Raw genomic sequence first — 25,482 nt, forward strand, 5'->3', positions numbered from 1 at the left:
CGTGAAGGCGTGACTCGCGTCTTTGGACTCCGCACTCGAGAGTGCGGAGTCCAAACACGCGAGTTACGTCTACAAACACGCGAGATCCGGGTCTAAGCACGCGAGTGCGGACCCAGTGGCTTCAACCACCTCTCCGGCCCGCCCGCCGAACAGAAACCGTATCCGTCAGACCTCGGCCTGGAACCAGCCTTCGGTCTCGTCGACGACCTCACCGCCGCTGATCTGCTCCAGCTTGTAGTTGATGGTCGTCCCCTCCGGGAAGCTGTAGTCACATTCCTCCGACCCGTTTTCCGAGCCGTTGTAGTCCTTGCAGGAGCCCTTGTACTTCCCGTGCGAATTCGGCAACGAGCTGGTCCAGCGCAGCCTCGTGCCGTTCCCGTCCCAGGTGTCGTCCGCGACCTTCAAGCGGTCTCCGTAGGAGATCACGCAGCCCCAGTCGTCATTCAGCCAGACCTTCGTCTTGGCGCAGGTGGCCCGATCCTCCGGCGCCCGCGCCTGGTCCGCCGCACTCGCGGTGGCACCCCCCGCCGTGGCCACGGAGCCGATCACCACCGCCGCGACAGCGGCGATTCGCTTCACTTTGCGCATTTCCGTTCCCCTTGCCGTTTCATTGTCGATACCGCACTTCGCGGCATTTTCCGGCACGGAATTCGACCCCCTGCGTCGGATTCCCGGCCGCCTATCACGATCAGAGTCGCGATGGGCTCCATCGTCATCAACCGGACAGTCCGACGGCAAGGCAGACGGCGAAGGTTGGGACACGGGAATGAAACAGCGGCGCTGACCTGCGGTAATGCGTCTTCCTGAGACGAATCGCCCTCGGCGGACAGCTCAGGGAGACGGGATTCGGCCCTCCCTCGAGCCGGGGCGATCCCGTACGATGAGCCCATGTCGGGGGACGAACCGAAGAAAACCGACGACGAGCCCGAATACAAGAAGTGGGCCGTCATGATCGGCGCGGTCAGCGGGGTATTGGCCATTTTCGTGGCCGTCAATACGCTGACCGGGTTCAATCCATTCAAGGACCTCGACCCGTCCCCCACCAGCGAGCCACCGGTTTCACGGACGTTCGGGGCGGCGACGAGCGCGCCGCGGACGACCCGGACCACCGAGCCGGAAAAGACACGTGAACCGGTGTCGAACACCGATGTAGCGGACGTGACCACCACCCGAGCCACCCGGACGACGCCGCCGGCCCGGCCCGAATTCCAAGTGCGCTCGTCGCAGTGGAACGGGCCGTGCAACGACAACGCCTGCTCGATGAGCGCCGTGTTCCGCAACAACGGCGGAACGGGATCCGGAAGCGCCACCTTCTTCGTACTGTGGCCGGACAAGTTCAGCTACCTTGCGCAGTGTTCCGTCGCCCTGCCGAGGACGGCGGGCGACGATTTCACCAGTGCCGGTTGCATCGCGAGCAGCGCACAGCTCCAGAACTATTTCCGCACGCACCGCGGCGGAACCGTGCGCCTGTACGTCAAGACCGAAAGCTGACGTCAGCCGATACTCTCGACGACGGCCTCGGCCACCGCCTTCATCGTGGTCCGGCGGTCCATCGCGGTGCGCTGTATCCACCGGAACGCGTCCGGCTCGGTGAGCCCCTGACGGCTCATCAGCAGCCCCTTGGCACGGTCGATGACCTTGCGCGTCTCGAGCCGGTCCGTGAGACCAGCGACCTCGGACTCGAGGGCCTGGAGCTCGGCGAACCGGCTCACGGCCAACTCGATCGCGGGCACAAGGTCGCGCTTCGCGAACGGTTTGACCAGGTACGCCATCGTGCCCGCGTCCCTCGCCCGCTCGACCAGGTCACGCTGACTGAACGCGGTCAGGATGACGACCGGCGCGATCCGGTCACCGGTGATCTTGGAAGCGGCCTCGATCCCGTCGAGCTTGGGCATCTTGACGTCGAGAATCACCAGATCGGGCTTCAACTCGGTGGCAAGGTTGATGGCCTGCTCGCCATCACCGGCCTCGCCGACCACCTCGTAGCCCTCTTCGCGCAACATCTCGACGAGGTCCAGCCGGATGAGGGCCTCGTCTTCGGCCACGAGCACCCGCCGCTGGGGTGCGGCGACGGCACCATTGGCCTCGGCAGCCTGCTCGGTCACCGGGGTCCTCCTGAAGGTCGTCGGGCAGTTCGGCTCGCGGGCTGTCCGCGAACCTGAAGCCTACCGGGAACGATCCAGACGGCTAGATGGCGTTCACCACGTCAGACGGTCGTCACACTCCCGGGCCCGGCGAACGGCGCGCTCCCGTGATCCCGTAAAGTTCACCGGGCACCGCCCCCGTAGCCCAACTGGCAGAGGCAACGGATTCAAAACCCGTCCAGTGTGAGTTCGAATCTCACCGGGGGCACCAACAGCATCTACATGGACTCCTTCCTCTCGTGAACGACCATCCTGAGAACGCTTGTCATGGTGGCCCTTCGACTGGCACGTCTATCTTCAGCGCGCAGTCGAGAATGTGAACGGGTGAGTGGGGCCCCACACCTGGCGGCGCTCCATCCCTTCCAGGTGGTGGGGTGTCCACTGGGCTCGACACGCCGGGACCAGGCCTCCCGTGGCGTGAGTATCTATATAGACAAGTGCCCGCTGACCACGTGTTTCCGCAGGCAGACGCCTCGTTTGAGCCCTTGCCACTGGCGTCAAGCGTGCGATACTGCGTTGCAGTGCCGCCAGGCCGAAGAGAAGCGCGGCAGTTGCCACTACTGCGCTTCTCGCCCTGTCCAGCCTCCTTCTTCTTCGGCGGCGTCCACATCGGCTTCCGCGGTCACAGTGTGCGCCAGCGCGGCCACGGTCTCCTCGAGCCCGCGTTGAACTTCTTCATCATCCGCGTCACGGACGCTGTGCAGCGCCACCGTGAGACGAGACGCCGCAGGGCCGTCCTCCTCGATCGACAATTCCCCCTGATAGTCATGCGGCCCCTCGGCACCCCAGCGCAGCGAACGGCGGCTCTCGTCGACCTTCAGCCACGCCTCACCCTCCACGTGCTCACCGTGGACATCGGCTTCGACGTGCACGGTGTCACCGCCTTCAGGCTCGGCCTGGCTCATCTGAGGGAAGTAGTGAGGCAGATTCCGCGGCTCTCGCAGGTAAGCGAACAGGTCGTCGGCGGGCATCTCGATGGTGGCCGTGTGCCGGTAGTCGGTCATGCGGCCGGGTACCCCCGAGGTTCTCCGCGAAACCATCCCGTCCGAGCGGGTCCGGCGCTCAAGGTGCCGCCTTCTCAGCCATGACGTCATGGCTGGTCCGGCAGGCCGGGGAGAAGCTTGTCGAGGGTGACCGGCAGATCCCGTACTCGTACGCCGGTGGCGTGGTGGACGGCGTTGGCGATCGCCGCCGCGGTGCCGACGATGCCGATCTCGCCGATTCCCTTGCTGCCCATGGGGTTGAGGTGAGGATCGTGCTCGTCGAGCCAGTCCGCGCGGACGTTTTGGACGTCGGCGTTGGTCGCGATGTGGTATTCGGCGAGGTCGTGGTTGACGATGTGGCCGGATCGCGGATCGAGGACGCCGTTTTCGTGCAGCGCCATCGAAAGGCCCATGATCATGCCGCCGGTCAGCTGGGACCGCGCGGTGACCGGGTTGATGATCCGTCCGACGGCGAAGGTGCCGTGCAGCCGTGAGATGCGGACTTCGCCCGTGTCGGCGTCGACTCGTGCTTCGGCGAACTGCGCGCCGAAGCCGTACATCGCGTACTTCTCCTCGGCGGGATTGTCGGGGGTTTCAGCGTCGGCCTCGTCGCCCTCTCCTGGACGGGGACCGTATTCGTCGCGGAAGGCACGAGCGGCCGCGACCACCGCGGAGCCCCACGAGGCTGTGCCGGACGATCCGCCCGCGACCGTGGCGGCCGGGTAGTCGGTTTCACCGATACGGGTTTCGACCGACTCGACGGGTACGTCCAGCGCGTCCGCCGCGATCTGGGGCAGGATCGTCCACGCACCGGTTCCCAGATCCGCCGCGCCGATTTCGACCACGTACCGGCCCCCTTCGAAGCGGATCACCGCACGGGAGCCGGGCGTCCGCTTCGCCGGGTAGACCGAGGCGGACACCCCGGTGCCGACCAGCCAGCGCCCGTCCCGGCGGATTCCCGGCCGCGGATCCCGGTGCGCCCAGCCGAATCGTTCAGCGCCTTGTCGCAGGCAGGCGACCAGATTCCGGCTGGAGAACGGATTACCCGTTTCGGGATCGCGCTCCGGCTCGTTGCGGACGCGCAGATCGATCGGGTCGAGGTCGAGGGCGACGGCGAGTTCGTCCATCGCCACCTCGGGCCCGAACATGCCGGGGCACTCCCCCGGCGCGCGCATCCACGACGGCACGGGCAGATCGAGCGCGGCCAACCGGTGACTGGTCACCCGGTTCGGCGAGGCGTACATCATCCGTGCGGGGACCGCCGTCTGTTCGGCGAACTCCTTGATCTTCGCGGTCTGTTCGACGACGTTCATGCCGATGCCGGACAGCTTCCCGTCCCGGCCGGCGCCGAGGCGGACCCGCTGCAGGGTCGGCGTGCGGTATCCGGCGAGGGTGAACATCTGCTGCCGGGTCAGAGCGAGTTTCACCGGCCTGCCCGGAACCGCCCGTGCGGCCAGCGCGGCGAGCACGACGTTGGCGTGTGGAACGCCCTTCGAGCCGAACCCTCCACCGATGTAGGGACAGCTCACCCGGACCTTCTCGGAGGGCAGGCCGAACAGTTCGGCGACGGTGTCGCGGACCGGATGCACCCCTTGGGTGGACTCACGCAGGAAGAGCGTGTCGCCGTCCCACAACGCGGTGGTCGTATGCGGTTCGAGTGGATTGTTGAAGTAAGCCGGGGTGGTGTACCACTCGTCGATCACGACGTCGGCGCCGGCGAGACCGGCATCGAGATCACCCTCCGCGGTGTCGGTCGCAAAACTCGGGTTCACCGTGTCGGGTCTGTACAGCTCCGGGTGATCGGCGGACAACCGGCAGTCGGGTGCGTCCTGCTCGTAGCGCACGGTGACGAGTTCCGCCGCATGCCGCGCGGTTTCGGAGGCTTCGGCGAGGACCAGCGCGATCACCCGGCCACGGAACGGAATCCGGTGGTCCTGCAGGACCGCGAGTTCCGCGTCATCGGTGACGGCGAGCCGTTCGGTGGTGGACGGGGTGACACGCAGCGTACGCCGTCGAGCGCTTCCGCGGCGACCGTGCCGATCTCGGTGCAGCGGCCGCGAGCGATCGTCGCCTGCACCGGATGGCAGTACAGCGGCGCGTCCGGCGCCGTCTCGAAGGCGTACGGCGCCGTTCCGGCGACCTTCGCCGCACCGTCCCGCCGGAGCTCGCCACGTCCGATGGCTTGTGGATGAAGCATTCCTGTCATCGGTCTGTCTCCCCGGCGGTCAGGTCCCGCAGAGCGGCGGCCAACGTGCGGCGGAGGAGCGGGACCTTGAAACCATTGCCCCCGTCCAGGCCCTCCAGCGGCCGTGCCTGCTCGAGTTCGGCGTCGGCGGCTGCCCGGAAGACGTCCGCGACGGGGCGTTTCCCGAGCAGTGCTCTCTCGGCGCGGTGGGCCCGCCACGGTTTGTGGGCGACCCCGCCGAACGCGATCCGGACGTCGTCGATCACACCGTCCGAAAGGGACAGTGCCGCCGCCACGGACACGAGCGCGAAGCCGTAGGAAGCGCGGTCCCGCACCTTGCGGTAGGCCGATGCGCGCGAGGTCGCGGGAAGGACCACGCCGGTGATGAGGTCGCCGTGCTCGAGGACCGTGTCTCGATCCGGGTACTGGCCCGGGAGGCGGTGCAAGCCGCCGAACGGGATGTCCCGTGCTCCCGCGGTGCCGATCACCCGCACCGACGCGTCCAGGACCGTCAACGCCACCGCCATATCCGACGGATGCGTCGCGACACAGTGCTCGGAAGCGCCGAAGATGGCGTGCTGGCGCGTGTAGCCGCCCAGCGCCGAACATCCCGTTCCCGGTGACCGCTTGTTGCAGGGCGTCGTGACGTCTTGGAAGTACACGCACCGGGTGCGCTGCAGTGGGTTACCACCGGTCGTCGCCATGTTCCGCAACTGCGGTGACGCGCCGGACAACAACGCCTCGGCCAGCACCGGATAGCGCTCCCGCACCCGGCGATCGGCCGCCAGAGCACTGTTGCGCACCCCCGCGCCGATCATCAGGCCGCCGTCGTCCGCGTCGCGGATCTCGGACGAGATCAGGCCGTTCACGTCGACGACCCGGGATGGGCGGGCGACCCCGAGCTTCAGGTGGTCGACGAGGTTGGTCCCGCCCGCCAGATACACCGCCGAGGACTCGGCGGCCACGGCCCGCACCGCGTCTTCGGTCTCGCGCGGACTCGCAAACGTGAACGGCTTCACGAGCCGCCTTTCGTTTCGCGGATCGCGGAGACGATGCCCGGATAGGCACCACAACGGCAAAGATTGCCGCTCATCCGTTCGGCGATCTCCGCATCCGTCCAGTCCGGCGTGGCCGTGACCGGCACGGTGACCTGACTGGGCGCTCCCGCTTCGAACTCGTCCAGCAGTCCCACCGCCGAACAGATCTGGCCGGGAGTGCAGTAACCGCATTGGAACGCGTCGTGCTGCAAGAACGCCTGCTGCACCGGATGCAACAGGCCGTCCGCGGCGAGCCCGGCGGCTGTGGTCACCTCCACGCCGTCACAGGTCACCGCGAGCGTGAGGCAGGCCAGCACCCGGCGGCCGTCGATCAGGACCGTGCAGGAACCGCACTGGCCGTGGTCACAACCTTTTTTGGCGCTGAACACCCCCAGCTGCTCCCGTAGGAGGTCGAGCACCGTCCGGCGGGGGTCCACGGAAAGCCGATGCTCGCGCCCATCGACGCGCAGCGTGATCACGCGGCCGATGTCCGCGGCGTCGGCCGGTGGTCCGGGATCGGTTTCGGTTGCCGGATGCATAGGGTGGCGATACCCCGGCGATCCGGTGCGAAACATTCGCCCTTTCCGGCCATGGCCGGATCAGCCGACCCTCGGCAGGACATCGGTCTTCCACGCCTGGAAGAAGGCATCTTGGTCGGGACCGATCTGCTGGACGTACACCTCGTCGAAACCGGCTTCGGCGAACGCACGAACCTTTTTCAGATGTTCGTCCGGATCGGGACCGCAGGCGAACTGGTCACGCACCATCTCTTCGGTCACCAGCTCCGAAGCGGCGGTGAAGTCCGCGGGATTCGGCAGCGTCGACGGAAGCTTGCCCGGCAGCAGCTCGTTGCGCCAGCGTCGGTGCGCGGTACGGACACCGTCCGCTTCGGTCTCCGCCCAGCAGACCTTCAACCCGCCCTGCACAGGACGGTCGCCTCCGCCTTCGCGACGGTAGAGATCGACCAGTTCCCGGTCGGGCGACACCGTGCAGAATCCGTCTCCCGCCCGGGCCGCCAGTTCGGTGGCGGCGGGACCGAAGCCTGAGACATAGATCGGCACCGGCCGTTCGGGAAGGGTGTAGATACGGGCGTTTTCGACGGTGTAGTACTCGCCCCGATGACTCGTCAGTTTGCCGGTGTGCAACTCGCGGATCACCTGGATGGCTTCTTCCAGCATCTTCACCCGGACGGGTGGTGTCGGCCACGGCTGTCCGGTGACGTGCTCGTTGAGCGCCTCTCCGGTGCCGACCCCCAGGGTGAAACCGCCCCGGCATTGCACAGCCGCCGTCGCCGCCGCCTGCGCGACGACGGCGGGATGGATCCGCACCAGCGGACAGGTGACCGCGGTGGTGATCGGCAGGGAAGTCACCTGACTCAGCGCGCCGATCACCGACCAGACGAACGGGCTCTGCCCCTGTTCCTCCAGCCATGGGTGGAAGTGATCGGAGATCCACAACCGCTCGAACCCGGCGTCCTCGGCCTTACGGGCCTGGTCCACCAGCTCAAGTGGTCCGAACTCCTCACAGGACAAGAAATATCCGACGCTCACCATGATCATGGCTTCCCCGCACAGTGTCGGGCAAACACTGAAGTACTCCACATCTGTTGAGCAGAACCGGCTCCGGGTGACCGTCCATGATGGAATGGCCGAGCCCGCCGGCCTGATTCGACTACGCCCACGGCGCCGATCGCTGCGGCTTCCGGCCGTTCTCCTCGCCGATCACACGGTTGTCGGGGGAAATCCTCGGTCCACCGGCCATCGGGTCGGTCCTCACCCGTGCGACCTGGCCGAGTACTCGCTCGGTCGTCAGGAATCTTCACCAGCGAGGCGACGGAATCGGGGGAAGACCAGTAAGTCGAGTTTGGGCCCCATGGGTGATTCTCCAGTCAGCTGAATCCGCTCGACGACCTACTAGCTGCACCAGAACGCTGACTAGGGCTTTCGCGTGCCGCCCTTGTTTTGGCCAGTTTTGGTCAGCTGTTTCGCGTAACAGAGGTGGTGTCCGTCACGACAGGTACCGGTATCGCGGCGCCGGGCCGTGCTGACGAGATAAGGACTTCTCATGAGTTTGCGCCGTCCGTCGCCCTCGGCGGTTCCGCTTGGTGATCCAGACGTGCTGGAGCTCGCCCGCGAGGTCGTCGGCACGCACTATCCGCCGGAGCTCGGCCTCTTCGACGCCGTCGTGGACGAGTATCGGCGTGATCCGGACCGGCTGCTGAATCCGGAGACCCTGCGTGCGCCGGTGGGTATCGGGGTGGATCTGGTGCTGATGACGCCGTACATTCTCGCGGCGGCGGCCTATCTGGGGAACATTCTCGTGGAGAAGGCCGCCGACAAGACGCTGGACGCGGTACGCGACCGGCTCACAGAAGCGTGGGCCGCGCGCAAAGCACGACGAGCCGACGATGACGCCGCTCGCCCGGTGACGAGTGCCGACGCCGAACTCACCATGGTCATCACGATCCATCTGACCGGCACGGGAGCCGGCCCCGAGGTGGCCCGTGAAATCGCGGGAAAGGTCAGCGACGCGTTGCTGCCCGGAAAACCGCCCCATGACAACGACTGAGCAGCGGCCGCCCGGCGTCACCGCGGGAACCGCACCCGTACCGTCCGCGGGGCGCGGGCGGTACACACTGCTCATCGTGGTGCTGCTGCTCGCCGGAGTACTCGTCGGAAGCCTTCTCCACGGCCAGTTCCTGGGATTGGCGTGGAGGGACGCCTTCCTGGCTTGCCGGGCGGCGACACCTCCGGTCACCGCCGGCGACACACCAGCCCAAAGCGTGGCGAACTCTCAGCAGTTCCTGCAGTGTCTGGCGCCCGCCGAACGGCGTAAGGGACTGATCTCGCTCAGCGGTGCGGTCCTGGTACTTCTGCTCGGTCTCACGCTGACGCAGTTGTTGCCGTGGCGGCTCTTTCGCCGCGCGGGTCCGGTCCGGCCCGCGCCGCGGGTGTGGCAGGAACGCGCGGAGCGAGCGGTGCGGTCGATGCACCGCCGCGCGGCACCCCCGCAGGTCGTCTTCGGCTCGTTGGCGTTGCGGGAGGCGTTCACCATCCGGTTCCTGCGCCGGACCCGGATGGTGCTCCCACCCGGAATCCTGACCGCGCCCACCGAGCAGGCCGAGGCGATCGTGCGGCACGAAAGCGCCCACGTCGCGGCAGGCGATGTCGGCCTGGTGTGGCTCACCCGAGGTGTCTGGTGGGCGCTACCGCCCGTTCTGCTGCTGCCCATGGTCACCACCGAAATCCAGGCAGTGCTGAGCGGTGACCCGGAGTCCCCGCACACGCTGTGGGCACCGTTCTGGGCCGAGTACGCCGCTCGCGCGGCACTGGTGCTCACGCTGACCGCGCTGGTCTCCACCAGCGTGCTGCGTTCACGCGAGCACGAAGCCGACCTCCGTGCTGTCCAAGGATTCCCGTCGGCACCGCTGCGCGCGTTGCTCAGCCGCGCCACCACCAAGCGGATGTCCTGGTGGCGCCGGGCCAAGGCCATTCACCCGCCACCGGCGCGGCGCATCGCCGTGCTCGACGCGGGCGACCTTCCCGGGCAGACCCGGGTCCTCGACGGGGTCGTCTACGGTGCGCTCGCCGCGATGGCCGCCCAGACGGCGACGCTGGTGGCGCTCCCCACGCTTCTCGGCACGGGAGAGGATTCCCAGTCCTACGCGATACCGCTGTCATGCTTGCTGGCGGGCGTGCTGACCGCGGCGGGCTGGGGCACCGCGCTCTGGCGAACCACCCAGCGCTCCGCTCTCACGATGGCCGGTGTCACCCTCAGCCTGCCGCTGGGTGTGGCCTTGGGTTTCCTGACCGACTTTTCCCGCACCGGCACCACCGATCTGAGTCCCTTCGGCGACTGGCCGCAACTCGTCGCGATCTCACTCGCCATGGCCGGAGCCGCCTGCGTGAGCCTCGCCCTCGCCGCCCTCTGGGCCACCCACGCCGGCGCCACCCCCACGCCACGCCGGATCTGGATCCTCGCCGCCGTACTGAACACCGCGTTGTTCACCGGCGCCTGGTGGATCGGAATGACCTCGGGCGTCCTGATCACCATCGCCGAGAACTGGTTCTACGGGATAGCGCTCGCGGGCATGACCGCGGCGTGGCGAGAACCGGCCGCGATCGGCTTGATCGTCGTCGCCGGGCTCGCCTGGTACTGGAACCGCCAAAGGCTCTCCCTGCTCGCGGCCAGTGTCACCGCCACGGCCGCGGCACTGGCCGGACGCTGGCTGCTGCCCCTCGACGTCAACCAGACCGACCCGCTGGCCCTGGACCGGCTCGACTGGTGGGTCGCCGTCAGCGCGGCGACGGCCTGTGTGCTCGCGCTCACCGCAGTCGACGGCCGCATGGGACTCGGGAAGTCACTCGCCGCCGCCCCACTGGCCGCTCTCCTCACCATCACCGGATGCCTCCTGACCCGAGACCCACAGCACGACCTCATCCCCTACCTCACCTCGGCCATGGCCTTGCCCACCCTGGCCGTTCTCTGCCTCGCACTGCCCATCACCCTGCTCCCCGGCCGATGGCTCCGCACCCGCACCTGGCACCGGCCGGCACTCGCCCTCGTCACGGCGGGGGGCACCACCACGATCGTCATGCACCTGAGCAATGTCCTTACATGAACATCGTGAACCCGCCCGCACGCGACGTCGCCGTCCCTTGAGGAGCTCAGCCTGTTCGTCGATCGACATCAGCGGCCATCCTCGCGATCACCTGAACCGAGAGAATGCACCAAGGAAAGGATGGTCAGCGGGGTGAAATGCCGCGCGGTTCCTGGCTCACCATCGGCGGCGAGCGTCGTGAACCGCTCTTCCGGCCCGCGTCTGGGCGAGGCCGTGCTCGTAGGCGTAGATCACGGCGTGCACGCGGGTGCGCAGGCCGAGCTTGGTGAGGATGCGTGCCACATGTGTTTTCACGGTGCCCTCCTCGATGGTGAGGGCGGCGGCGATCTCACCGTTGCTCAGACCGCGGACGATGTGCGTCAGTACCTCGTGTTCGCGTGGGGTGAGCCGGTCGTGCGGGCGTGCCGCGGGCCGGGGCGACAGCTGAGCGAAACGGGCGATGAGCCGCCCGGTCACCTTCGGGTCGAGCAGCCCGCGTCCCTCGTACAGGTTGCGCACGGCGTCCAGGAGGAGGGCGGGATCGCTGTCCTTGAGCAAAAGCCGGCGGCTCCGGCGGCCAGCGCGCCGAAGAGGTACTCGTCGAGGTCGAACGTGGTCAACACGAGGACTCTCGCGGAAATTCGGCCGCGGCCAGGCGGGTGATCGCGGCGCTGCCGCACCCGCGCGCCGGCCTCGTCTGCGACGCGATCCCCTTCGCCGCCGGCCACGGCCTGCTCCGCGCCGGAGCCCCGGCGGAAACCTGATCGGACTCACCCCCTCGCCGGCATCCGCCACGTCGAGCGACCCGTGCCATGATCGCCAGGGAAGCCACTGGGAACCTAGAGCCCTGGTTCGGCGCGAAGCCCCTCAAGAGCGTGGCGACCAGGGACAAATAGGTGCCGATATCGCTGGCAGACATCTCCGCGCCGTCAGGCTTTGCCTGCCCGGATCCGCGTGGCCTGCAGGTTGGCCAGCTCGTGCACGCCCCACCTGCCGAGCTCGCGACCGTAGCCGCTGGCCTTGACTCCGCCGGTCGGGAGGCGGGGATCGGTCGCGGACAGCATGTTCACGAACACGGCGCCTGTCTCCAGCCGCCGGGCGACCGCGGTGGCGCGTTCGCCGTCCGCGCTCCAGACGCTGCCGCTCAACCCGTAACGGGACGAGTTGGCGATCGCGATCAGCTCCTCTTCCCCGGCGCACACCGTCAGTGCGCCGAGCGGGCCGAAGGTCTCGTCGGAGAGGATGGTCGAGTCCTCGCTGTCGACCTCGACGATGGACGGCGCGAACCACACGCCGCGGTCGGTGTCGGGCGCCGGGGCTTCAGCCAGGATTCGGCCGCCGGCCGCCAAGGCCCGGTCGCGCTGTTCGCGCAACGTATCCCTCAAATCCGCCCTGGCGATCGGCCCGATGGAGAACCGCTCATCGGTCGGGTCTCCGACGTCCAGCGCGGCGACGTGCGGGATCAGCGCATCGACGAACTCGTCGCGCACCGCGCGGTCGACCAGGATCCGCTTGGCGGCGACACAACTCTGGCCGTTGTTGAGAAACCGCGACCGAACCGCGGCAGCGGCGGCATCGGCGATGTTCGCGTCCTGGAGCACGATGAAGGGATCGGACCCGCCCAGTTCGAGCACGCACTTCTTCAACGCGGCGCCGGCACGAGCAGCGACGAGAGCGCCGACCCGGTCGCTGCCGGTGAAGGTCACGGCGGCCACGCGCGGGTCCGCGATGACGTTCGACGCGGTCGCGCCGTCGAGGACCAACGTCTGCAGAACACCCGCACCGAAGGCCTGCCGGAAGATCTCCTCGATCGCCACCGCGTTCCCGGTGACCGAGTCCGCGTGTTTCACCACGACGGTGTTGCCCGCGACTATGGCCGGCAGCATCGCTCGGATCACCTGCCACCACGGGTAGTTCCACGGGAGAATCCCGAAAACCACCCCCAGCGGCAACACCCGCACCATCGCGGTGTCGCCGTCAAGGGCGAAGGTCTCGGCCTCGAGCATGCCTGGCAGCTCCGCGGCGTAGTAGCGGCACGTCGTGACGCACTTGTCGATCTCCGCTCGCGCCTGCAGGATCGGCTTGCCCATCTCCTGGGTGATCAGCCCCGCGAACTCCTCCCGCCGCTGGGTCAGGACGATGCTCAGCTGTTCGACGGCGGCGACCCGGTCCTCGACCTCGGAGGAACTCCACCGTGAGGCCGCCGCGGTGGCGAGGACGAGATCGATACGGTCCGATGATGCGTACGGGTAAAAGGCGAGCCGGTCGCCCGTCGCCGGGTTCACCGTGGTGACGCCGGCTGTGGTGATCACGCGTTCACCTCCGTGACCAGGTGCTCTTCCCTGAGCCACCGCGCGAAGCGGTCGCGGAGGGAGACGGGATCGAGCAGGAGCTTCGCCATGTCAGGTGCGTTGCCCGGCTCGATCCGCACGTGGAGGAAGGCAGGCTCTTCGACGTCGAGCAGCTCCGTGAACGTCGCCCGCAGACCGTCGGCGGTGTCCGTCGAGCGCGTCGTCCAGCCCGATGCCGCCGCGAGGGCTTCGAGATCGATACGCGAGGAGTAGGTGGGCAGCTCGCCGGTCGAGCCGAAGACCCCGTTGTCGAGCAGCACGAGAAGCAGGTTGGCGGGAGCGAGGTAGCCACCGGTCGGCAGAACGTTGGGATTCATCAGCAGCGAGCCATCGCCCTCGATACCGATGACCTTCGGCCGGTCCGGGGCCAGGCCGAGGGCGAGGCCCGTCGCGACGGAGCCGGCCAGCCCCATCGCGTCGAGCAGGTAGAAGTGGTTGTCGCCGTCCCGCACGGCCGCCAGTTCCCGGCTTGTAGCCGCGCACGTGACGACCACCGGGTGGCGGCGGGAGAGCTCCGCGAGCACGGCGAGTGCCTCGATGCGTTTCATCACGCCACCATCCCGTCGGTGTTCCAGAAGGAGCCGAGGACCACCACTGGCCGGTTGGTCATGACCGCGTGCACGCCGGCCTCGCGCACCGTGTCATGCCAGTCGCCGGTGCTGTCACGGCGGTCCAGCTCGTACACGGGCACCCCGACCGCCCGCAGCACGGCGGGAACGGGCTGGCTGATCGAGTGGATCATGGAGTTGTACTCCCCCAGTCCACCGCGCGCGTTGGCGAAGATCAACAGGGGCAGGTGGTAGGACATCGGGAACGTCGCCAGAGCGGTCAGCGCGTTTCCGAAACCGTTGTCCTGCATGACGATGGCGCCGAGCGCGCCGGTGAGCGCGAAGGCGCCCATGACGCCGACGGCTTCCTCTTCTCGCGACAGCGGGGTCACTCGGGACGAAATCCCGTCTCTTCCGCCGTCGGTGGCGACCAGAGCCTTGATGACGGGGGCCACGGTGACCGACGGGATGTACCCGACCTTCACCACGTTCGCCGCCCAGATGCCGTCGGCGACGGCTTTCGCGTAGGTCATCCGCAGTTCCTTCATGTGCCGTCCCGGACACCGATGGCATCGATTTCGACGCGGGCGCCGTAGGGAAGCTCGGCGACCGCGATGCAGGTGCGCGCGGGCAACGGGTGCGGGAGCGCGTCCTCGTAGATGGCGTCCATCTCGTCGCGGTCCGCCATCGTGGTGAGGTAGACGGTGATCTTCACCAGACTCCGCAGGTCGAGACCGACGGCTCCGAGCCTGGCGCGCAGGTTGGCGAAAGCCTGCCTGGTCTCTTCGACGATGCCTCCTTCGACGATCCGGCCGTCGGCGATTCCGAGCTGTCCCGCGACGAAGACGAGACCGGTCTCGGTTTCACGCACCGGGCTGTAGGGGTGTCTGGCCTGTCCGGGATGTGCCGGCGCTACCTGACTCATGAGGGACTCCTGTCAGAGGTGGCTGACGGGCGCGCTGACGGTGACATGACCGCGCATCCGCCGGACCAGGAAGAACGTGGGAATGATGGCCAGAGCGAAAACCACTCCTGCCACGGCGATGTAGCTGTGCACACCCAGCGAAGAGTTGACCGACTCGCCGTTGTGCGTGATCCGGGTGGCGCCGAGGACCGCCGATCCGATGAAGTTCATCGTCACGGATCCCATGGCGATCATGACCATCACGAGACTGGAGACGGTGCCTTGGCGCTCCGGCGGTGCGAGCACGGACGCGAGGTTGAACCCGGACGTGACCATCGATCCGGCGGTCATGCTCAGCATGAACGACGACAACACGGCCAGCGGCAGACTCCCCGCGCCGGCCACGAGCATGATGAACGTCGCGAGCAGACCGAGCAGCACACCGGCCCCCAGGCTCCAGACCGGTCCCACCCTGGCCGAGATCGCGCCGGCCACCACGCCGCCGAGCATGATTCCGAGCGAGGGGATGCCGAACAGCAGCCCGAGGGCGGCGGGGGCGGCGATGCCGTATCCCAAGCCTTCGCCGGGAGAGACCTCGATGAGGATGCTGAAGAGCTGGAGCATGCTTTGGTAGGCACCGGTTCCCATGATGACGACCAGCAGCCCCAGTCCGAGGGCAGCCGAGATCCCGCGGACGTCGACGATCGGCCGCGGTTTGAGGCTCAGCACGCGGTACCAGTAGGTCAGCGCGACGGCGCCCGCCACGAGCACGACGAGGGAGATCGGGCTGAGCCAGCCGAAGACCTGGCCGAGGCTGATGTAGACCAGGACACCGGCGAGACCGAGGCCCAGCACGAGGGCGCCCTTGACGTCGACCGTTCCCGGCGCGGTCTTGCGGCTCTCCGGGATGACCAACCGGACCAGAAGCGCCGCCAGGCAGGCGAAAACCGCCGAGATCACGAACACGATCCGCCAGCCGAACGCGTGGAGGGCAGGTTCGAGGATGAACGGGGTGATGATGCCGAAGACAGCCGAGCCGGAGGTCACGAACCCGGTGACCACCATGGCGAACTTCGGTGCGCAGATGTCGCGGATGAGCGCCACCGTGAGGAACGTCGCCGCGACGGCGGCACCCTGGAGGAGACGACCGAACACGAAGACCGCGATGTTCGGTGCGATCAGGCACACCAGGCCACCCGCGCCCGCGACGAGCAGCGTGATCACCAGGATCTTGCGCTTGCCGTTGATGTCGGCGCTCTTGCCGAGAAGAGGAGCCCACATCGCTCCCGCGAGCATCGCGCTGGAGCCGATCCAGGCGAACTGGTTGGTGTGGAAGGCTTCGCCCAGCTGCGGAAGGACGAAGGTCGGTGACGCGAGCACGCTGTCGACCATGACGTTGACCATCATCAGGATCGCGACGTAACCGATGACCCGGCGGGTCCACCCATGGTGGAGATACCCGTCGGTCTCCTCGGTCTCGACCCGCACCGCGGAGCCGATCTCGGAGTCCGCTGCCGGCGCGCGCCTGCGCCTGAAGGTCTTCGAGAGGGTGTTCTTCTTGTCACGAAGCGCACGCAGTAGTGACATCAGGAAGTCCCAGGGTCGGCGGGCACGATGTTCTTGCGGATCACACCCTGCTGCGCGACCAGGAGGATGTTCTCCGGCTTCGTGAGACAGGCGATGTCCTGCAACGGGTCTTGAGCGCTCAGCACAAGATCCGCCTGGTAGCCGGGCCGCAAGGAACCGAGCGTGTCGCCGACGCCGAGCAGCCGCGCGCTGGTCGACGTGGCCGCCTTGATCGCGTCCATCGGTGACATCCCGAGCTCGACGAGGCACCAGAGCTCGAAGGCGTTCCGCGCGTGCGGGGTGATCCCGACGTCCGTTCCCGCCGCGATGTCCACCTTCCGGCTGATCGCCTCGGCGATGTTCTCCTTGGCCCGTTCGTTCCAGCGCAGCTTCTTCTCGTACCGCCACGGAGCGGTTTTCGCCGGGTCGAGCTGCTGGAACACCGTCGACAACGTCGGCACCAGGAAGGCACCTCGCTCGCCGAGCAGGTCGCATCCTTCGTCGTCGATGCCGAAGCCGTGCTCGACCGACCTCACGCCACCGCGGATCGCGGCCAGGACACCGGCGCGTCCCTGAGCGTGCGCGGCCACCGGCCGTCCACCCCGGCGCCTGCCCTCGTCGACGACCGCCGCGATCTCGACGTCGAGCAGGTCCTCGTCGTCGGGGTCGTCGTGAGTGCTGCTGATGCCGCCGCTGGTGCAGATCTTGATGACGTCCGCGCCCGAGCGCATCATCCGCCGCGCGGCCGTCCGCACGGCGGTGACGTCGTCTGCCAGCACGCAATAGTCGAAGTCGAGGTCCTTGCCACTGGGCATGGTCGCGTCGGCGTGACCACCGGTGTGGCTGATGATGCCCACCGAGGTCTGCAGCCGCGGACCGGGCAGGAGCCCCGCGCCCACCGCGTCGCGGTAGCCCGCGGGGAGTCCGCCGAGGTCCCGCGCGGACGTGATGCCGGCCTCCAGGGTCAGCCGCAGTCGTTCCGCCGTCTGCGCCATGCCGACAACGGGGTCGAGGAGGAACGCGGTCTCCACGAGCGACCTGGTGGACGCGAACCCGAAGTGCGTGTGGCAGTCGAAGAGGCCGGGCAGCAACGTCCCGCCCCGGCCGTCGACGGTCCGGACGTCTCTGCCCGGCGCCGGTGCCCCGGCGGCCGGTCCGGCGTAGACGACCCTTCCGTCGGCGCCCGCGTCCAGCACGGCGTCATCTACGACTTCCGCGCCGATCCCGTCGATCAGCCGGACGTCGTGTACGCGAAGAGCCGCCTTCTCGCTGAGCTCCACTCCATCCCACCTTGCCCTCTCTTGCTTTCTCGTCGTGAGCGAGAACGTAAGACGACGTCACGGGATGGCCACGGGAATGCATGAATCAGGCAATACAGAGGGCTTGCGCGCACGGAATCAACACTGCTGACTTCCCAGTTGAAAACCACACCGAGTCGTGTAGTTTTGGTGGCATCACCCCCGCTCGCCTGGAGGCACGACCATGACGTTCAACCCGGCCGAACACTGGAACGGCTACCTGGCACCCCGCGGCCTCGAGGAGTACTCGGCCACCTATGCGGATTTCTTCCAGTTGAAGCGCGAGGACGGCATCCTCGAAGTCCGGCTGCACACCGACGGCGGCCCGTACGTCCACACGCACGCCGCCCACAACTCGTGGCCGCGCTTCTGGCAGGAGGTCGGCAACGACCCCGAGAACCAGGTGCTGATCATCACCGGCACCGGCGACAGGTGGATGACCGGAGATCCCCGCGGCATGAACCCCAAGCCGGCCTCCGACCTCGAACCCGATCACATCCAGCAGCGGATGTACGACGGCTGGAAGCTGATCGAGAGTTTCGTCAACAGCATCGACGTCCCCACGATCGCCGCCGTGAACGGGCCCGGTGTGCACACCGAGTTCGCGACGATGAGCGACGTCACGTTCGCCACGCCGGACGCCGACTTCATGGACCCCCACTTCTGGCTGGGATCGCCTCCCGGAGACGGCCAGGCGATGGCGCTGCAGTCGCTGATCGGCCCCAAGCGCGCCGCGTACTACATCTACGCGGCGAAGTCGATTCCGGCCGACACGGCGCTCGAGTGGGGCATCATCAACGACGTCCTGCCGCGGGAGGACCTGCTCGGTCGTGCCTGGGACCTGGCGCGGTTCATCATGAAGCGACCGCGGTACACCAGGTGGGCCACCCACAACATCCTGTCGCGGCACTGGAAGAAGACGGTCGCCGAGGACTTCGGCTTCCACATGGCGCACCAGATGCTCGCCAACGTGGCCAGCAAGTCCGTCGTACCGAATCCCGAACTGGTCGCCGACTCCGAGTCCAGGAAGATGTTCTGACCAGTTCTAGCCGTAGGCCCGCAGGAAGACGTCCACACCGTCGGAAACCACCTTCTGGAGTTCCGACGAGCCGTCCGTTCTTCCTCGAACCAGGTCCTCCAGGGCCAGGCCGATCGTCAAAGCAGTGAAGTGGCGAGCGGCGACTGCCGGATCGGTGGTGTGAATCCGCCCTGTTCCGGCAAAATCGGCGAAGCGTTCCGCGAGCATCCGTTCGGCGAGATCGCGCTTGGACTCCGGTAACCAGGGGCGCGACCCACGACGGGAATCCAGCATCCTGAACCTCGCATACCGGGAGGACTTCAGGGTCTGACCGGCGATGCGGGTGCCGAAATTGACGAGTTCATCCCGAAGGCCGGACCTCCCGGCCAGCTCTTCGTCGATTGCCGCACGCACGGCATCGGTCAACGCGTCACTCACGCGCTCCAGCACCCTCGAGAAGATTTCTTCTTTGTCCCCGAAGTGGTCGTACACGGTTCGCTTGGACACCTGGGCATGGGCCGCGATCTCGTCCACGCTGACGGCGTCGTAGCCCTCTTCGACGAACAAGATCTCCGCCGCGTCGAGAATCGCGGCCCTCTTGCCCTCGGACCGACGCCTGCGCCCCGGCGTCTGCGTACTGGCGTTGACTCTCGACACGAGCTCACTATACGGCGCGGCCTTCAACAAGGAGTTCTCCGAACCATGACCACCGGCCAGACCTGGATCACGGTCAAGGCAACGCCATCGGCACCGATGCACGACTCGCACCGGCTGTCCGGTGAAGCACTTGCGGCATGGGTGCGAAACCATGTCTCGACCTGGCCGGCTCCCATTCCGATCGGCGCGGAGAGGCCTCGGGCCGCGCCTGGGCTGTTCGTTTTTTCCTCGGACGGACCCGATATCCGGTACGCGCTGGAGGCGCACACGGACGGCTCCTCCGTTCTTCGGCTACCGGTGGGTGGATCGCGGCGAAATCCGGCTGACGGCGAAACCGTCCTGGCGATCGGCGAGGGCGCGGTCGCCTGGATCTCGATCGCCGCGGTGCGGTTGGCGTCCGCGTATGCCGAACACCTGGGTTGCCGTGGAGAACTGTCGATCGAGGCGAGCCTGGGAGAAAGCACCGCGATGAACAGCGTTCCGCACGAGATCTGGAACCGCGGACCCGACGGATTTCACCCGGTGGGCACCCGCGTTCGCTCCGTGCGTCCCTGCGGAGCGAAGTTCTCCCTCGCTGAGAGCGGTTCCGCGAGCGTGCCGTCGCTCGTCCGGCCGCTCCTGATCGAACTGCTCGGCCAGTTCGGCCTCACCGGCTCCCGGCACATCGACGTCGACGGCGTCGTCCGGCGCGGCAACTTCACCGGCCACGACGACCGGGTCCTGGCGTGGGTCACGGCGATAGGCGCGGCTTCACGGCACTGATCCCGGATTCGACGGTGCGGGGCCCAGACCTCACGACGGAACATCCGCGTCTTCGTGGAGCAGCGGAACCGATCGCACCGAGCGGCCCTCGGCGTCGAGGATCCGGCCGAGCAGCTTGACCAGCCGCAGGACGACCGACCGGTCCCTGATCCGCAGGGCAGGAAACGCGTGGCTCATAACGCTTTCCAGCTCGTGCACTTCCGCCGTGGAGTGGAGCCACGCGTCGATGACGACGTTGTGCGGCCCGGCGACGATGCTGCACGCCCTCACACCGGGAAGCCCACGAAGCCGCCCTTCCGCGGCGTCCAGTTCGTGCGCGTCGATGGAGCCGTAGTAGGTCACGGCGACCGCTCGACCGGACAGATGCCGCGAGGTGTCGCACCGGAGGATGACCAGTCCGGCGCTTTCCAGCCTCGCCAGGCGGCGCCGGACGGTCACGGCACCAAGGCCCACGTGCTCGCTCAGCCGCTCGAGTGACATCCGGCCGTCGAGGGTCAAGGCGCGCAACAACCGGTGATCGGCCGGTTCCAGCACGCCGTCGTGCTCGCCGCGGGCCGTGCCGTAGGTGCGGAGTCGGCGCTGCTGTTCGGGATCGAGCGCACCTTCTCGCCACCTGCTGGCTTCGAAGGCCGACCGGGTTGCGATGTACCCGCGCACTCTCTCGACCCCCGGTGTGCGGCCGATGCGGTCGGACAGGTAGCCGGACAGCGCGGCGAGCTCCGGCACCTGCACCAGCACCTGCAGGTCGCGGGCACCGGAGGTCAGTTTCACGGTGGCCGCCTCCACGTCGTCGGCGAGTGCTTCGGCGACGACGGCCGCCTCGCCGGGAGCGCAGTTGATCTCCACCAGAGCACAGGTCGGAGTCGCGTTGCCCGCGGGATGAGCGGTCACCCAGACGACGCCCGCCGCCTGCATACGCGACCAGCGCCTGCTGATCGTCGCCGCGTTGACCCCCATGACGGGCGCCAGGTCTCGCCAGCTCACACGCGGCGCCGACCTCACCGCGTCCACGATCGCGATGTCGAGTTCGTCGAACTCCGCGTCTTTCACGAACCGAAGCATCCTTTCGTGCGGCCAGGACGTGCTTCCGAAGGAATTCGTGCACGGTATCGCGTCCGGAGTGCCGCTGCCGCCGACCGGACCGTCCGCAGGCGACGCCTCCGCTCACCCGCAGAGTTCGCCGAACCGGCTCACGTCGACGTTCCCACCCGAGATGACGAGCCCGATGCGGGCGGGCAACGGGTGGACAGCGGACGAGATGAGCGCCGCCAGCGCACTCGCCCCGCTGGGCTCGAGGACGAGCTTGAGGCCTTCGAAGGCGAATCGCATGGCTTCGCGGATCTGGTCGTCCGTGACCACGACCACGCCGTCGACGAGACGCCGGTTGATGGAGAAGGTGAGCTCACCGGGCGTCGCCGCGGCTTGCCCATCCGCGATCGTCCGCGGTACCTCGATGGCGACGCGGTGTCCCGCTTCGAGAGACCGCTTCGTGTCGTCTCCGGCGGCTGGCTCGACGCCCACGACGCGCGTGCCGACCCCGCGGTCGGCGGCAGCGAGCGCGCAACCCGCTATCAGGCCTCCTCCCCCGACAGGCACCACCAGAAGGTCGAGCTCGCCGACCTCCTCGAAGAGTTCGAGTGCGGTGGTGCCCTGTCCCGCGATCACGTCCGGATGGTCGTAGGGCGGGATGAGGGTCATATCCCGGTCGGCGGCCACCGTCGCGGCCAGAAGCTCGCGATCGTCGCCGTAACGGTCGAATCCGATCACCTCGGCGCCGTAGCCGACCGTCGCGGCCACCTTGGAACGGGGAGCGTCGTGCGGCATGAGCACGACGGCGGGCACACCCAGCTCACGGGCTGCCAGGGCGACGGCCTGGGCGTGGTTGCCCGAGGAGTAGGTCAGCAGGCCCCTTTTCACGCTCTCGGGCGGCAACCGCGACGCCGTGTTGAAAGCACCCCGGAACTTGAACGCCCCACCACGCTGGAAGTTCTCGCACTTGAGGAACACCTCCGCGCCGATCAGATCGTCCAAGGTGCTCGCTCGGAGCACGGGAGTGCGGTGGGCGACGCCGGCGAGCCGAGCGGCGGCCGAGCGCACGTCGATGTCGACATTCATGTCCAGACCCTAGAAGGCAGTGCAGCACCAACCCGCGCACTGCACCAATCCGACATCGAAGCACCATATCCGCGCACGAAAAGTGGGATTGTTTGACGGACAAGGTCGATGCCGAAAAACCCCTCACGATACAGAGCGGGCCGAAGCAGCGGTACATGGCCTGAAATGGCGTCCCACCTTGAAACTTGTAGCGTCGATCCGAGGTTGCGCAGCTAGCTGCGCAACCTCACACCCCACCGAACAGCACATAGGTGAATCCGGCAAAAAGGGTTCCGGTAACGAACAGCGGGAAGAGGTCGCCGACCAAAGGCTGCCAGGTGCCACCGGGGCCGGTGGTGGAGGCAGTACGCCGGGGGTTGAAGCGCCAGTACCGCACAACGACGAGACTGTTCTCGCCATATGATCGCGACGCTTCTTCTTCGAATTCCAGCACGCCGCCGCCCTTGGGCGAGAACTGATAGACAGCCATCGTCCGAGGATGATCTCCGGAGGTTTCCCGAAAGCGGACGAGACGCCCTTGGCAACGCTCGCCATATCGGAGCAGGAGAACTCTCGATACGAACCGTGACAAGAATGCCAAGAACAGGCAGCCGATTCCCGCCCAGCCTGCAAATAAGGGGAAATCGTTCACACTCCGGACAATAGCATGGCATGACGTTCGACAAGAGAACGCAGGCAGGATGATTGCCCCAATGGACCCCTCCGGGAAACCTTCCGGGCAATCTTCCACGGTTTTCTGTGGTCAGGCTGTGCAACCGCGCGCCCCTTTCGCGACGCGGACCTGTTGGCGCAACAAAGTCATGCAGGGCTTCAATCGTGCCGCCCCCCGCTTGGCGTAATAGTCGAAAACCGTCTTGTACGACGGGAATTCTTAAGGCAAGTACTCCCAGGCGATGCCAGTCCGGCACACGTACAGAATCGCGTTCACGATCTCCCGCAGGTCGTGCAACGCGCATCACCGCCCCTGCCCACGCCGGGCGGCAGGCCATGCTGTCAACGTACGCTCGATCAACTTCTACCGGGCATCGGACAAAGTCGCTGCGGTACGCGGCGCCGGGAGCTCACCAGCTGCCCTCTAAAACCCGCGAAGACAGCCGGAGCGCTTCCGACGCCAGGAGAATCGTCAAGGCGGTGAAGTGTTGTGTGGCGCGCCGCGGGTCAGGAACCCGCAGGGCGCGGGCGGCGGCGACTCGGGCGAAACGCTCTTCCAGCAAGCGTTCGAGTTGCTCGTCCACGGCCTCGGGCAACCGTGGTGCCGAAGGTCAAACAGGGCCCGCTTGTCTCCGAAGTAGTCGTAGACCGTGCGTTTCGACACCTGCCACCCCTGCGGCGATGGCGTCGACAGTGGTCATTTCATGGCCATCCGCGACGAACAGCCGTTCCGCGGCGTCGAGGATGGCTGCCCGTTTGCTCTCGGACCGCAGCCGTCGGCCGGAAGTCTGCTCGATCGTTCTCACCCTGCCCATCTTTCTCATCAAGTTCTAAGCCAACTCAAAACTACACTGTGTAGTGTAGTTCTTGGAGAAGGGAGCACAGATGACTGAATCCGCCACGGCGCCGAGAAGCGGCGCCGGCATCCAGGCACGCGGCCTGACCAAGCGATACGGAACCAAAATCGTGGTCGACGACCTGTCGTTCACCGCCCGGCCGGGGGCCATCACCGGTTTTCTCGGGCCGAACGGAGCCGGCAAGAGCACGACGATGCGGATGATGCTGGGCCTGACAGAACCCACCGAAGGCACCATCAAGATCGACGGCCGCCGGATCACCGAGCTCGACGATCCGCCGCGCACCATCGGGGCACTCCTCGACGCGCGTGCTGTTCACCCATTGCGCACCGCCTTCGACCACCTTCTCGCATTCGCTCAAGCCGCGGGCCTGGGACGGCAACGAGTCGAGGAGGTACTGGACCTCGTAGGGCTGACGGACGCGGCCAAACGCCGGGTAGGCGAATTCTCGCTGGGGATGAACCAGCGTCTCGGCATCGCGACGGCCTTGCTCGGCGACCCGGGCGTCCTGGTCTTCGACGAGCCTCTCAACGGCCTGGACCCCGAAGGTGTCCGGTGGGTCCGCACCCTGATGCGAAAGCTGGCGGCGGAGGGTCGCACGATCTTCTTCTCCAGCCATCTGATGTCCGAAATGGAACTGACCGCGGACGACCTGATCGTGATAGGCCAAGGCAGGCTCGTCGCCGAGTCGACGCTCGAAGACTTCGTCCTCGCGCATACGACGCAGACGGTCACGGTCTCCTCACCTACGCTCGACGAGCTCGGGCATGCGCTGAACCGGGCGGGAATCGCGTACGAAAAGGGTCGGAGCGCGAACCTGCTCGTCGCCGGCGCCGACCCCGCCCTCGTGGGCAAGATCGCTGCGGCCGAAGGCATCGCGCTCGACGAACTAGCCCGGGTACGCGAGTCCCTCGAAGACGTGTTCCTCCGGCTCACCCACGACTTCACCGAATACGAAAGCCGGGCGGCATGAAAACGATCACTCCACATCGGACGAAATCAGATATTTCCGGTGTCAGGCGCACCGGCCCGGGTTTCCTGCCCGCCATGAATACGATCCGCTTCGAATGGACCAAGCTCCGGAGCATCCGCACCACGTGGCTGATCGCGTTCAGCGCCGTCGTCTCAGGTGTGGCGCTCAGCGTGCTCGGGATATCCGACCTTCTCGGCGGCTCGCCGTCGAATTTGCCCGCCGGGTGGGATCCGACCGCGGAAAGTTTGAAGGGATTCCTCTTCGCGCAGCTGCTCATCGGCATGCTCGGAGCGTTCAGTATCACGCCTGAACACAGCAGCGGGATGATCGGCAGCAGTCTCGCCGTGGTACCGGCGCGATCTCGCTTCCTCGCCGCGAAGACCTTCGTCGCGGCGGCGGTTGCCCTGGTCACCAGCCTGCTCACCACGCTGATCAGCTTCGGTGTCGTCCAGCTGATATTGCACGGCGCGGGTTTGCCCGCCGCCGGGCTCGGCGATCCCGGGGTGATCGGCGCACTCGGTGCAGCGACGCTCTACCTGACGACGGTCGCCGTGGCCGGGGTGGCCATCGGCGTGCTGACGCGATCGAGTACTGGCAGCCTCGCCGCGCTCGTCGGCGCCCTCCTGCTCGTGCCGGCCCTCGCACCGGGGCTCCCGGGAGCCGTCGGTGAGGCGTTCGGACGGTTCTGGCCGTTCACCGCCGGCCAGGCCGCCTACACGGTGGTCCCGGTCGATGGAGCGGTCTCGCCGGGACTCGGGATCTCGATCCTGCTCGCGACGACGGCAGCCATCAGCGTCGCCGCTCACTGGGCGATCCGTACCCGGGACGTGTGA

General features: G+C 67.2%; 26 protein-coding genes, 1 tRNA gene and 1 pseudogene. 8 read left to right on the top strand and 20 right to left on the bottom strand.

Annotated elements, in window-relative coordinates; translation table 11 throughout:
* Nucleotides 1-165 precede the first annotated feature (165 nt).
* Nucleotides 166-588 carry a hypothetical protein gene (locus tag ACIHAO_RS06510; RefSeq protein WP_396555094.1) on the bottom strand — a complete coding sequence of 141 codons (423 nt, stop codon included), beginning with the start codon at nucleotides 586-588 and terminating at the stop codon, nucleotides 166-168.
* A gap of 360 nt (nucleotides 589-948) precedes the next feature.
* Between ACIHAO_RS06510 and ACIHAO_RS06515 the strand changes: the two genes are divergently transcribed.
* A complete protein-coding gene (locus ACIHAO_RS06515) occupies nucleotides 949-1,491 on the top strand; it encodes a hypothetical protein (protein WP_396555095.1) in 543 nt (180 codons plus the stop codon).
* A 2-nt stretch (nucleotides 1,492-1,493) separates the two neighbouring features.
* Here ACIHAO_RS06515 and ACIHAO_RS06520 read toward each other — a convergent pair whose 3' ends face one another.
* Nucleotides 1,494-2,105 carry an ANTAR domain-containing response regulator gene (locus tag ACIHAO_RS06520; RefSeq protein ID WP_005157321.1) on the bottom strand — a complete coding sequence of 204 codons (612 nt, stop codon included), beginning with the start codon at nucleotides 2,103-2,105 and terminating at the stop codon, nucleotides 1,494-1,496.
* A 173-nt stretch (nucleotides 2,106-2,278) separates the two neighbouring features.
* Between ACIHAO_RS06520 and ACIHAO_RS06525 the strand changes: the two genes are divergently transcribed.
* Nucleotides 2,279-2,355 (top strand) — tRNA-Leu (locus ACIHAO_RS06525).
* Between the two features lie 346 nt (nucleotides 2,356-2,701).
* On the opposite strand, the gene ACIHAO_RS06530 is transcribed toward ACIHAO_RS06525, so the two are convergent.
* The 5 genes and pseudogenes from ACIHAO_RS06530 to ACIHAO_RS06550 all read right to left on the bottom strand — a co-directional run bounded on the left by ACIHAO_RS06530 (nucleotide 2,702) and on the right by ACIHAO_RS06550 (nucleotide 7,902).
* Complete coding sequence (locus ACIHAO_RS06530; protein ID WP_396555096.1) at nucleotides 2,702-3,148, bottom strand: SRPBCC family protein; 447 nt, start codon at nucleotides 3,146-3,148, stop codon at nucleotides 2,702-2,704.
* 86 nt (nucleotides 3,149-3,234) lie between these two features.
* Nucleotides 3,235-5,333: pseudogene (locus tag ACIHAO_RS06535) on the bottom strand (xanthine dehydrogenase family protein molybdopterin-binding subunit).
* Nucleotides 5,330-6,331, bottom strand: coding sequence for an FAD binding domain-containing protein (locus ACIHAO_RS06540; protein ID WP_396555097.1), 1,002 nt, complete (start codon nucleotides 6,329-6,331; stop codon nucleotides 5,330-5,332). Before ACIHAO_RS06540 ends, ACIHAO_RS06535 begins: the two are co-directional and overlap by 4 nt.
* Nucleotides 6,328-6,888, bottom strand: coding sequence for a (2Fe-2S)-binding protein (locus tag ACIHAO_RS06545; RefSeq protein ID WP_396555098.1), 561 nt, complete (start codon nucleotides 6,886-6,888; stop codon nucleotides 6,328-6,330). Before ACIHAO_RS06545 ends, ACIHAO_RS06540 begins: the two co-directional genes overlap by 4 nt.
* 60 nt (nucleotides 6,889-6,948) lie before the next feature.
* On the bottom strand, nucleotides 6,949-7,902 hold the full coding sequence (locus ACIHAO_RS06550) for a TIGR03557 family F420-dependent LLM class oxidoreductase (RefSeq protein WP_396555099.1): 954 nt from the start codon (nucleotides 7,900-7,902) through the stop codon (nucleotides 6,949-6,951).
* Nucleotides 7,903-8,413: 511 nt separating this feature from the next.
* Between ACIHAO_RS06550 and ACIHAO_RS06555 the strand changes: the two genes are divergently transcribed.
* Both ACIHAO_RS06555 and ACIHAO_RS06560 read left to right on the top strand, forming a co-directional pair.
* Nucleotides 8,414-8,917, top strand: a complete 504-nt coding sequence (locus ACIHAO_RS06555) for a hypothetical protein (RefSeq protein ID WP_396555100.1) — start codon at nucleotides 8,414-8,416, stop codon at nucleotides 8,915-8,917.
* Nucleotides 8,904-10,970 (top strand): M48 family metalloprotease, encoded by a 2,067-nt coding sequence (locus ACIHAO_RS06560; protein WP_396555101.1) that lies wholly within the window; start codon nucleotides 8,904-8,906, stop codon nucleotides 10,968-10,970. Before ACIHAO_RS06555 ends, ACIHAO_RS06560 begins: the two co-directional genes overlap by 14 nt.
* A gap of 156 nt (nucleotides 10,971-11,126) precedes the next feature.
* Here ACIHAO_RS06560 and ACIHAO_RS06565 read toward each other — a convergent pair whose 3' ends face one another.
* From ACIHAO_RS06565 to ACIHAO_RS06595, 7 genes are all read right to left on the bottom strand, one after another.
* Nucleotides 11,127-11,507 carry a LuxR C-terminal-related transcriptional regulator gene (locus ACIHAO_RS06565; protein WP_396555102.1) on the bottom strand — a complete coding sequence of 127 codons (381 nt, stop codon included), beginning with the start codon at nucleotides 11,505-11,507 and terminating at the stop codon, nucleotides 11,127-11,129.
* Between the two features lie 371 nt (nucleotides 11,508-11,878).
* Nucleotides 11,879-13,261 carry an aldehyde dehydrogenase family protein gene (locus tag ACIHAO_RS06570; protein WP_396555103.1) on the bottom strand — a complete coding sequence of 461 codons (1,383 nt, stop codon included), beginning with the start codon at nucleotides 13,259-13,261 and terminating at the stop codon, nucleotides 11,879-11,881.
* On the bottom strand, nucleotides 13,258-13,848 hold the full coding sequence (locus ACIHAO_RS06575) for a thiamine pyrophosphate-dependent enzyme (protein WP_396555104.1): 591 nt from the start codon (nucleotides 13,846-13,848) through the stop codon (nucleotides 13,258-13,260). Before ACIHAO_RS06575 ends, ACIHAO_RS06570 begins: the two co-directional genes overlap by 4 nt.
* A complete protein-coding gene (locus tag ACIHAO_RS06580; RefSeq protein ID WP_396555105.1) occupies nucleotides 13,848-14,381 on the bottom strand; it encodes a thiamine pyrophosphate-binding protein in 534 nt (177 codons plus the stop codon). Before ACIHAO_RS06580 ends, ACIHAO_RS06575 begins: the two co-directional genes overlap by 1 nt.
* A gap of 11 nt (nucleotides 14,382-14,392) precedes the next feature.
* On the bottom strand, nucleotides 14,393-14,773 hold the full coding sequence (locus tag ACIHAO_RS06585; RefSeq protein ID WP_396555106.1) for a RidA family protein: 381 nt from the start codon (nucleotides 14,771-14,773) through the stop codon (nucleotides 14,393-14,395).
* Nucleotides 14,774-14,785: 12 nt separating this feature from the next.
* Nucleotides 14,786-16,339 carry an MFS transporter gene (locus tag ACIHAO_RS06590; RefSeq protein WP_396555107.1) on the bottom strand — a complete coding sequence of 518 codons (1,554 nt, stop codon included), beginning with the start codon at nucleotides 16,337-16,339 and terminating at the stop codon, nucleotides 14,786-14,788.
* On the bottom strand, nucleotides 16,339-17,598 hold the full coding sequence (locus tag ACIHAO_RS06595; protein WP_396555108.1) for an amidohydrolase family protein: 1,260 nt from the start codon (nucleotides 17,596-17,598) through the stop codon (nucleotides 16,339-16,341). The genes ACIHAO_RS06590 and ACIHAO_RS06595 overlap by 1 nt, the downstream gene beginning before the upstream one ends.
* Nucleotides 17,599-17,800: 202 nt before the next feature.
* Here ACIHAO_RS06595 and ACIHAO_RS06600 point away from each other — a divergent pair, with 202 nt between their 5' ends.
* A complete protein-coding gene (locus ACIHAO_RS06600) occupies nucleotides 17,801-18,655 on the top strand; it encodes an enoyl-CoA hydratase/isomerase family protein (RefSeq protein ID WP_396555109.1) in 855 nt (284 codons plus the stop codon).
* Between the two features lie 6 nt (nucleotides 18,656-18,661).
* Here the strand turns inward: ACIHAO_RS06600 and ACIHAO_RS06605 are convergent, their stop codons facing one another.
* Complete coding sequence (locus tag ACIHAO_RS06605; RefSeq protein WP_396555110.1) at nucleotides 18,662-19,291, bottom strand: TetR/AcrR family transcriptional regulator; 630 nt, start codon at nucleotides 19,289-19,291, stop codon at nucleotides 18,662-18,664.
* Nucleotides 19,292-19,336: 45 nt separating this feature from the next.
* Between ACIHAO_RS06605 and ACIHAO_RS06610 the strand changes: the two genes are divergently transcribed.
* The gene (locus ACIHAO_RS06610) at nucleotides 19,337-20,053 is read left to right on the top strand and encodes a hypothetical protein (protein ID WP_396555111.1); all 717 of its coding nucleotides are present in this window, start codon (nucleotides 19,337-19,339) and stop codon (nucleotides 20,051-20,053) included.
* 30 nt (nucleotides 20,054-20,083) lie between these two features.
* Here the strand turns inward: ACIHAO_RS06610 and ACIHAO_RS06615 are convergent, their stop codons facing one another.
* The 5 genes from ACIHAO_RS06615 to ACIHAO_RS06635 form a co-directional block, all read right to left on the bottom strand.
* Nucleotides 20,084-21,103, bottom strand: coding sequence for an Lrp/AsnC family transcriptional regulator (locus tag ACIHAO_RS06615; RefSeq protein WP_396555112.1), 1,020 nt, complete (start codon nucleotides 21,101-21,103; stop codon nucleotides 20,084-20,086).
* Nucleotides 21,104-21,217: 114 nt separating this feature from the next.
* Nucleotides 21,218-22,168 carry a pyridoxal-phosphate dependent enzyme gene (locus ACIHAO_RS06620; RefSeq protein WP_396555113.1) on the bottom strand — a complete coding sequence of 317 codons (951 nt, stop codon included), beginning with the start codon at nucleotides 22,166-22,168 and terminating at the stop codon, nucleotides 21,218-21,220.
* A 226-nt stretch (nucleotides 22,169-22,394) separates the two neighbouring features.
* On the bottom strand, nucleotides 22,395-22,898 hold the full coding sequence (locus tag ACIHAO_RS06625) for a DUF3592 domain-containing protein (RefSeq protein WP_396555114.1): 504 nt from the start codon (nucleotides 22,896-22,898) through the stop codon (nucleotides 22,395-22,397).
* Between the two features lie 141 nt (nucleotides 22,899-23,039).
* A complete protein-coding gene (locus ACIHAO_RS06630; RefSeq protein ID WP_396555392.1) occupies nucleotides 23,040-23,117 on the bottom strand; it encodes a transposase in 78 nt (25 codons plus the stop codon).
* 112 nt (nucleotides 23,118-23,229) lie between these two features.
* A complete protein-coding gene (locus ACIHAO_RS06635; protein WP_396555115.1) occupies nucleotides 23,230-23,403 on the bottom strand; it encodes a hypothetical protein in 174 nt (57 codons plus the stop codon).
* Nucleotides 23,404-23,704: 301 nt separating this feature from the next.
* Here ACIHAO_RS06635 and ACIHAO_RS06640 point away from each other — a divergent pair, with 301 nt between their 5' ends.
* Nucleotides 23,705-24,649, top strand: coding sequence for an ABC transporter ATP-binding protein (locus ACIHAO_RS06640; RefSeq protein ID WP_396555116.1), 945 nt, complete (start codon nucleotides 23,705-23,707; stop codon nucleotides 24,647-24,649).
* Between the two features lie 74 nt (nucleotides 24,650-24,723).
* Complete coding sequence (locus ACIHAO_RS06645) at nucleotides 24,724-25,482, top strand: ABC transporter permease (RefSeq protein ID WP_396555117.1); 759 nt, start codon at nucleotides 24,724-24,726, stop codon at nucleotides 25,480-25,482.

It is taken from the genome of Amycolatopsis sp. NPDC052450, assembly GCF_044547565.1.
Taxonomy (GTDB): Bacteria; Actinomycetota; Actinomycetes; order Mycobacteriales; family Pseudonocardiaceae; genus Amycolatopsis.

What these genes read in the sequence shown, in the direction of transcription:
- ACIHAO_RS06510 (WP_396555094.1), bottom strand. Translation starts at nt 588, where the DNA reads ATGCGCAAAGTGAAGCGAATCGCCGCTGTCGCGGCGGTGGTGATCGGC.
- ACIHAO_RS06515 (WP_396555095.1), top strand. Translation starts at nt 949, where the DNA reads ATGATCGGCGCGGTCAGCGGGGTATTGGCCATTTTCGTGGCCGTCAAT.
- ACIHAO_RS06530 (WP_396555096.1), bottom strand. Translation starts at nt 3,148, where the DNA reads ATGACCGACTACCGGCACACGGCCACCATCGAGATGCCCGCCGACGAC.
- ACIHAO_RS06545 (WP_396555098.1), bottom strand. Translation starts at nt 6,888, where the DNA reads ATGCATCCGGCAACCGAAACCGATCCCGGACCACCGGCCGACGCCGCG.
- ACIHAO_RS06550 (WP_396555099.1), bottom strand. Translation starts at nt 7,902, where the DNA reads ATGGTGAGCGTCGGATATTTCTTGTCCTGTGAGGAGTTCGGACCACTT.
- ACIHAO_RS06555 (WP_396555100.1), top strand. Translation starts at nt 8,414, where the DNA reads ATGAGTTTGCGCCGTCCGTCGCCCTCGGCGGTTCCGCTTGGTGATCCA.
- ACIHAO_RS06560 (WP_396555101.1), top strand. Translation starts at nt 8,904, where the DNA reads ATGACAACGACTGAGCAGCGGCCGCCCGGCGTCACCGCGGGAACCGCA.
- ACIHAO_RS06575 (WP_396555104.1), bottom strand. Translation starts at nt 13,848, where the DNA reads ATGAAACGCATCGAGGCACTCGCCGTGCTCGCGGAGCTCTCCCGCCGC.
- ACIHAO_RS06580 (WP_396555105.1), bottom strand. Translation starts at nt 14,381, where the DNA reads ATGACCTACGCGAAAGCCGTCGCCGACGGCATCTGGGCGGCGAACGTG.
- ACIHAO_RS06585 (WP_396555106.1), bottom strand. Translation starts at nt 14,773, where the DNA reads ATGAGTCAGGTAGCGCCGGCACATCCCGGACAGGCCAGACACCCCTAC.
- ACIHAO_RS06590 (WP_396555107.1), bottom strand. Translation starts at nt 16,339, where the DNA reads ATGTCACTACTGCGTGCGCTTCGTGACAAGAAGAACACCCTCTCGAAG.
- ACIHAO_RS06600 (WP_396555109.1), top strand. Translation starts at nt 17,801, where the DNA reads ATGACGTTCAACCCGGCCGAACACTGGAACGGCTACCTGGCACCCCGC.
- ACIHAO_RS06610 (WP_396555111.1), top strand. Translation starts at nt 19,337, where the DNA reads ATGACCACCGGCCAGACCTGGATCACGGTCAAGGCAACGCCATCGGCA.
- ACIHAO_RS06620 (WP_396555113.1), bottom strand. Translation starts at nt 22,168, where the DNA reads ATGAATGTCGACATCGACGTGCGCTCGGCCGCCGCTCGGCTCGCCGGC.
- ACIHAO_RS06640 (WP_396555116.1), top strand. Translation starts at nt 23,705, where the DNA reads ATGACTGAATCCGCCACGGCGCCGAGAAGCGGCGCCGGCATCCAGGCA.
- ACIHAO_RS06645 (WP_396555117.1), top strand. Translation starts at nt 24,724, where the DNA reads ATGAATACGATCCGCTTCGAATGGACCAAGCTCCGGAGCATCCGCACC.